This is a genomic window from Faecalibacterium sp. BIOML-A1 (genome assembly GCF_009679715.1).
Classification (GTDB): Bacteria; Bacillota; Clostridia; order Oscillospirales; family Ruminococcaceae; genus Faecalibacterium; species Faecalibacterium taiwanense.
This window is the reverse complement of sequence record NZ_WKZJ01000008.1, coordinates 119,890-125,958: the sequence shown is the minus strand read 5'-3', so window position 1 is coordinate 125,958 and position 6,069 is coordinate 119,890. Positions and strand designations below refer to the sequence as shown.

At 55.1% G+C, this 6,069-nt stretch carries 3 protein-coding genes and 1 other annotated feature; all 3 genes read right to left on the bottom strand.

The annotated features are described in order from the left end of the window. Positions 1 to 560 precede the first annotated feature (560 nt). The gene (gene pheT / locus GKG36_RS10085) at positions 561 to 2,972 is read right to left on the bottom strand and encodes a phenylalanine--tRNA ligase subunit beta (protein WP_154260524.1); all 2,412 of its coding nucleotides are present in this window, start codon (positions 2,970 to 2,972) and stop codon (positions 561 to 563) included. Between the two features lie 18 nt (positions 2,973 to 2,990). Beyond that, positions 2,991 to 4,013, bottom strand: a complete 1,023-nt coding sequence (gene pheS, locus GKG36_RS10080; protein WP_005945958.1) for a phenylalanine--tRNA ligase subunit alpha — start codon at positions 4,011 to 4,013, stop codon at positions 2,991 to 2,993. 79 nt (positions 4,014 to 4,092) lie between these two features. Continuing rightward, positions 4,093 to 4,331 (bottom strand) — a binding site (T-box leader). Positions 4,332 to 4,453: 122 nt separating this feature from the next. Beyond that, positions 4,454 to 6,049, bottom strand: a complete 1,596-nt coding sequence (locus tag GKG36_RS10075) for a glucosyltransferase domain-containing protein (RefSeq protein ID WP_243145083.1) — start codon at positions 6,047 to 6,049, stop codon at positions 4,454 to 4,456. Positions 6,050 to 6,069 lie beyond the last annotated feature (20 nt).

The window sequence follows — 6,069 nt, the reverse complement described above, 5'->3', positions numbered from 1 at the left end:
ATTGTTTTTCGTGTTTTTCCAAACACTTAAAAGGTTCCTTACAAGTTTTTCGATATTGTTCAATTTTCAAGGTCCTGTGCGCCTCAGCCTTGCGGCTGACGACCTGCTTATTTTACCACCGAAGTGGTTTTTTGTCAAGCCTTATTTTTAGAAGCTTTTGAACTTTCTGAACTTGGAGCACTTCAAACATCTCAGTGTCAACCGTGAGCTTGTCGGGGTGAGACCCCTCCATCTTGCTTTCGCAAGACCGCTCCGTTTGCTTGAACGCCCCACTGGGGCGATTCATTGCTTTCGCAACCGCAAAGCTTTTCAGCGTCTATTGGTTCTTTTCAAAGGCTTCCTGCTGTGGCTTCGGAAGTCATTCTTTTGCCTCAGCGCTTGGCGCTCAAGTATAATACCACACCCCCGCCTCCTTGTCAACACTTTTTGACAACTTTTTTCATCTTTTTTCTTGCGCTGCTGAAAAACGTTCATTTTCTTGTATTCAACGTTCTCTTTTTACGCAAAAAACCGCCTGCACATTCCTGCACAGACGGCCTTATATTACTTCTATAATAGAGTTAGCGGATCTCGATGCCCAGCTTGAACTTCAGGTTGCCGAGGATCTTCTTGACCACGCGCTCCACTTCCTCAGTGGAAACTTCCTTTTTCGGATCGGACAGAGACAGGGTGAACGCCATGCTCTTTTTGCCCTCGCCGAGATTTGCGCCGCGGTAGATATCGAACAGCTTGATCTCACCCACCAGAGGGCTGGCCTTCTTGATGGTCTCTTCGATCTCGCCGCAGGTGATCTTTTCATCGCAGACCAGTGCCAGATCACGCTTGACAGCAGCGTAGGGACTGAGCGGCTGATAGCGCAGCTCGCCGTCCACGCAGGACATCAGAGCCTCGTAATCCAGCTCGCCCAGATAAATATTCTGGCTATCCTTCTGATCCTTTGCAATTTCCAGCTCGCCGTTGATCTCGTTGGACAGCTTGCCAAACACACCCAGACGCTTGTCACCACAGTAAACAGCGGCGCTGATGCCGGGGTGCAGCCACGGGGTGGTCTCGCGCTTGTAGTCAAAGCTCAGGCCAAAGCCAGCTGCCAGTGCTTCCAGTGCACCCTTAACGGTGAAGAAATCTTCTTCAGGGCCGAATGCGCCGATGCACAGGGTCTGGCGCTCGTGCGGATGCTCGTTGATGGGCAGTTCCTTGGCAAGATACACCGGTGCCATCTCGAACAGACGGCCTTCTGTGTTGCCCTTCTTGAGATTGTCCACAATGACATTCAGCATGGAGGGAGCCAGCAGGGTGCGCATGATGGACAAATTCTCGCTGATGGGGTTCAGGATGCGGATGGCCTTGCGGGCTTCATCATCCGCCGGGATGTGCAGCATATCCAGTTCTGCGTTGGAGTAGAAGGCCAGCGTGGAGGCCTCATAGAAGCCCTGTGCGGCCAGCAGACGCTTGGTCTTGAGCTGCTGCTTCTGGTCATAGTTCAGACCGCCGTTTGTAACGGAGGCAGTGTTCAGGAAGGTGGGCACAATGTGGTCGTAGCCGTACTCACGGATGACCTCCTCGGCCAGATCCGGGAAGCTCTCCACGTCCTCGCGGTACAGGGGTGCGGACACATCCCAGCTGCCATCGGCCTGTACATCCACCGTGAACTCCAGACGCTGCAGAATGTCGATCATGGTCTGATCCGGCACGGTGATGCCCAGCACGCCGCAGATCTTAGCCGGAGTGGTAACGATGTGCTTGCGCTCCATCGGGCGGCCATCGGTCAGGTCATATTCCAGCGTGGTGATGTCGCCGCAGTCCAGCTCCTGGATCAGGTGCAGGGCACGGGCAAGGCCCAGTTCAGGAGAGTGGCGGTCCACACCCTTCTCGTAGCGGGCGGAGGAGTCGCTGTTCTGGCCCAGAGCGCGGCTGGTCTTGCGCACGCAGTCGCGGGCAAAGGTGGCACACTCAAACAGCAGGCTGGTGGTGTTCTCATCCATGCCGGAGTTTGCGCCGCCCATGATGCCGGCAAGTGCCACCGGCTTTTCGGCATCGCAGATGACCAGATTGTTGGGGTTCAGAGTGAACTCCTTCTCATCCAGCGTGACGATCTTTTCGCCCGCATGGGCGCGGCGCACATCGATGGTGCGGCCGGCGACCTTGTTCAGGTCAAAGGCGTGCATGGGCTGACCCATTTCCAGCAGGGTGTGGTTGGTGATATCCACCACGTTGCTGATGGAGCGCAGGCCGCACAGAGCCAGATGGCGCTTCATCCAGCGGGGAGACTCGCTCATGCGGATGTTGCGCACATAGTGTGCCATATAGCGGGGGCACAGGTCCGGAGCCTCCACCTTGACGGTGATGGGCGCATCCGGCTCGCAGACGGCCTTGTAGTCCATTGCGGGCATGTGCAGGGGCTTGCCCAGAACGGCAGCCACCTCGCGGGCGATGCCCAGAACGGACTGGCAGTCCGGGCGGTTGGCGGTGATGGAGATATCAAAGATATAGTCGTCCAGACCCACCACCGGCGCAATATCGGTGCCGGGGACAGAGTCCTCGGGCAGAATGAGCAGGCCGTAGACCTCAGAGCCCGGGAACAGGTCATCGTTCAGGCCCAGCTCTTCGCCGGAGCACAGCATACCGTTGGACTCCACGCCCTGCATCTTGCGGGCCTTGATCTTGATGCCGCCGGGCAGGGTGGAGCCATCCAGAGCCGCGGGCACGCAGTCGCCCAGCTTCATGTTGGCGGCACCGGTGCTGATGCGGATGTCGTGGCCGTAGTCTCCGCAGTCCACCACACACTTGGTCAGGTGGGTGCCCTCCTGCTTTTCCATCTCCACGATCTTGCCGACGACCACCTTGCTGATGCCGGCATCCAGCGGGATCAGCTCTTCGACCTCAAAGCCGCAGGAGAAGAGCTTTTCCTCCAGTTCCTGCGCAGTAACGTCGATATCTACAAATTCTTTTAACCAGCTGAAAGGTACTTTCATTGTCTCTTCTCTCCCCTCTTATTCGTGGAACTGCTTGAGGAACTGCAGGTTGTTCTCGAACATCAGGCCGATGTTGTTGATGCCATACTTCAACATGGCGATACGCTCGATGCCGATGCCGAAGGCGAAGCCGGAATACTCGTCCGGGTCGATATTGCAGTTCTCCAGCACCTTGCGGTTGACGACACCGCCGCCCAGCACCTCGATCCAACCGGTGTGCTTGCACAGCGGGCATCCCTTACCGTGGCACTCGAAGCAGCTCACGTCCACCTCCACGCTGGGCTCGGTGAACGGGAAGTAGGAGGGACGCAGGCGGGTGCGGGTGTCAGCGCCGAACAGCTTCTGCACGAAGGTGTTCAGTGCGCCCTGCAGGTCGCCCAGCGTGATGCCCTTATCCACCACCAGACCTTCCATCTGGTGGAACATGGGGCTGTGGGTAGCGTCCGAGTCGGAACGGAACACACGGCCGGGCATCAGGATCTTGATGGGCGGCTTCTGAACGTCCATGGTGCGGATCTGGCCGCCGGAAGTCTGGGTACGCAGCAGGAACTCCTCCGACAGGTAGAAGGTGTCCTGCATGTCGCGTGCCGGGTGATCCTTGGGCACGTTCAGGCGGGTAAAGTTGTGGTCATCGTCCTCGATCTCCGGGAAGGTACCCACCGAAAAGCCCATGCCGGAGAACACGTCGATGATCTGGTTGGTGATCAGGGTCAGCGGGTGCAGACCGCCCACAGAGCGGGTCTTGGCGGGCAGCGTGATATCCACCGTCTCCGCAGCATTGCGGGCAGCAAGCTCTGCCTGCTTCACCTGTTCTGCAGCAGCGTCGTAATCTGCCTGAACCTTTGCCTTGAGTTCATTGATGATCTTGCCCATAGCGGGGCGCTCTTCCGGCGCAACGGTGCGCAGGTTCTTCATCAGGGCAGGGATCTTGCCGTTTTTGCTGAGGTACTCCTGCCAGAAGGAGGCCAGCGTTTCCTTGCCGGACACCTGACCAAGGCTTTCAGCGGCCTGTTTTGCCAGCTCGTCGATCATTGCTTGCATGGATGTTCTCTCCTTTATTCTTCGTGTTGATGAGCGGAGTGCAACAAAAAAGCTCCGTCCCCTGCCCGATTTCTCAGGCAAAAGGGACGAAGCTGTTGATTCTTAGCTCCGCGGTACCACCCGGTTTCCACCCGTGCACAGATGCCGGGCGGCTCTCAGAACGCCGTAACGGGGCGTGGCCGTTCTGTACTACTGCTGTTTCGCACAGACCGCTCAGGAGCGAACTTCAGCCAGCCCGCACACGGAAGCCCTCTCAGCCGGTGAAGCTTCTCTCTTTGCCGTGCGGTACAGACCTACTCTCTCCGTCGCTGCGTTTGGGAGTATTCAGGTTTTATAACCAAGAGTTATGTTACCACATTTCGGGACAGTTTGCAAGGGCTGTGCAGTTACTTTCCGCAAAAATCGCGTTCAGTGGAGGTTTTTTCACAAAGCCGCAACCATTATGAATCGTTTATGTCATCCATTATGAGCTGAAACAATTCTCCCAGGTCGATTAGTGGCGCAAACTCTTTATCAACTTTGTAATCATCTGAAATTTTTACCACGACCACACCGTCGATCTGCTGGATATATCCTTCCTGCGGATAGACTGGCATCTGTTCCAGCTCTGTTCTGCTGTACAGTTCCCCGTACTGTTCCACCGAGCAATGCTTGAGTTTTGCCGGAGTAATATCCCTGAAAACCGCTTTCCAAGACGCTCTGGCCGAGTAATCGTTCAGCCAGAAGCGGCCCATCTGCGCATACGGATTTGCATAGAGGTAATACTCCCTCTTCATAAAACTGGAGTTCGAGCTGGGTCTGCCCACAAACAGTACCGGCAGCTGCTCGTTATCGTCAAAATATCCGCTGCTCATCAGGTCGTCCGCAATGTGATCCGACATGCTCTTGAGTGTTTTTCTTCCCTCATACATAGCTTCCTGATCGATCACGGCAGAGCAGACATTGCCATAGACGACCAAAACCGCAAGTACTACAGCCCCTGTCCGGGCAGCACGTACATACTTTTTTACCATAGGCTGATTTGTGCGCGTCCCTTCAAGCAGCAGCAGACATACCGGCACGAACAGATTCAATCCTTCGCCCATCTGCAAAAGCCAGACCGCCTCGCTTGTGATCAGCATGATGGCATTGCACATGATGGGCAAAACGATCAGCGCTGCCACTCCCAGAAGGATATATTCCCAATTTTTCCGGTGAAGCATTTTTCTGAAGCGGTTCAGCAGTCCGCTGCTCAGCGCCAGAAATACCAAAACAAAAAAGCCCACCGGCTGCAGAATGTTATGCCGATAGTAATTCTGAAAAAAGTAAGCTCCAAACAGTTGGTAGGTCTCTGCAATGGCATTGGGCAGATTTTTCAGTATAGAAAGTACCGAAACATCCGCTCCTCCATTATAACTTGCCATCTGCCATCCACATGCCCATACGATCAGCTTTGTGAGCAGGAAATACAAAACCATTCCTGCAGCTGCGCTGCAAAGACTTCTTCCAATGTTGGCATGGACCTTTTCTCTGTCCACATTGCGGAACAGAAGCAGCAGAAGATATGTCAGCAGGAGCAGACAAAAGTTATCAAGGCTCGTCTGATAGCACGCAAGGCTCATGACCAGAAGCAGTGCTCCCTGTACGACCGCTTTTCTAAAATCTGCGGCACGAACCACACGCTCTGCCGCCAGAACAGAAAACAAAAATGAGCAGCCAAACACCGGCGACTGAAACCGATATGACAGCTGTATTCCAGTGACCGTGCTGGCCAGAACAGCCATACCCGCCAGATAGGTCACGACAGAATCCTTCTCTGTAAAAAACTTCCGAAGCAGGGTAACCGCCAGCGCCGACATGGAAAGCGTCAGCAATGAATTGAAAGGTTCCGTCTGGATGCCAAACCGCAGCGCATCGATCACCGGCCAGAGCCATCGGCCCGTGACTACCTGCCAATAGCCGCCGAAGAACCATGTATTGTTCCACAATCCGTCAAATGTATTGGTCAGCCGCTGGCTGATCAGCAGGAAAAACACTACCGCCGAAAACAGCAGCATCACCAGAAAATATCTTAGAT

Bases quoted from the DNA above. Each gene is read 5' to 3' on its own strand.
- pheS (WP_005945958.1), bottom strand. From the start codon at position 4,013: ATGCAAGCAATGATCGACGAGCTGGCAAAACAGGCCGCTGAAAGCCTT.
- GKG36_RS10075 (WP_243145083.1), bottom strand. From the start codon at position 6,049: ATGCTGCTGTTTTCGGCGGTAGTGTTTTTCCTGCTGATCAGCCAGCGG.
- pheT (WP_154260524.1), bottom strand. From the start codon at position 2,972: ATGAAAGTACCTTTCAGCTGGTTAAAAGAATTTGTAGATATCGACGTT.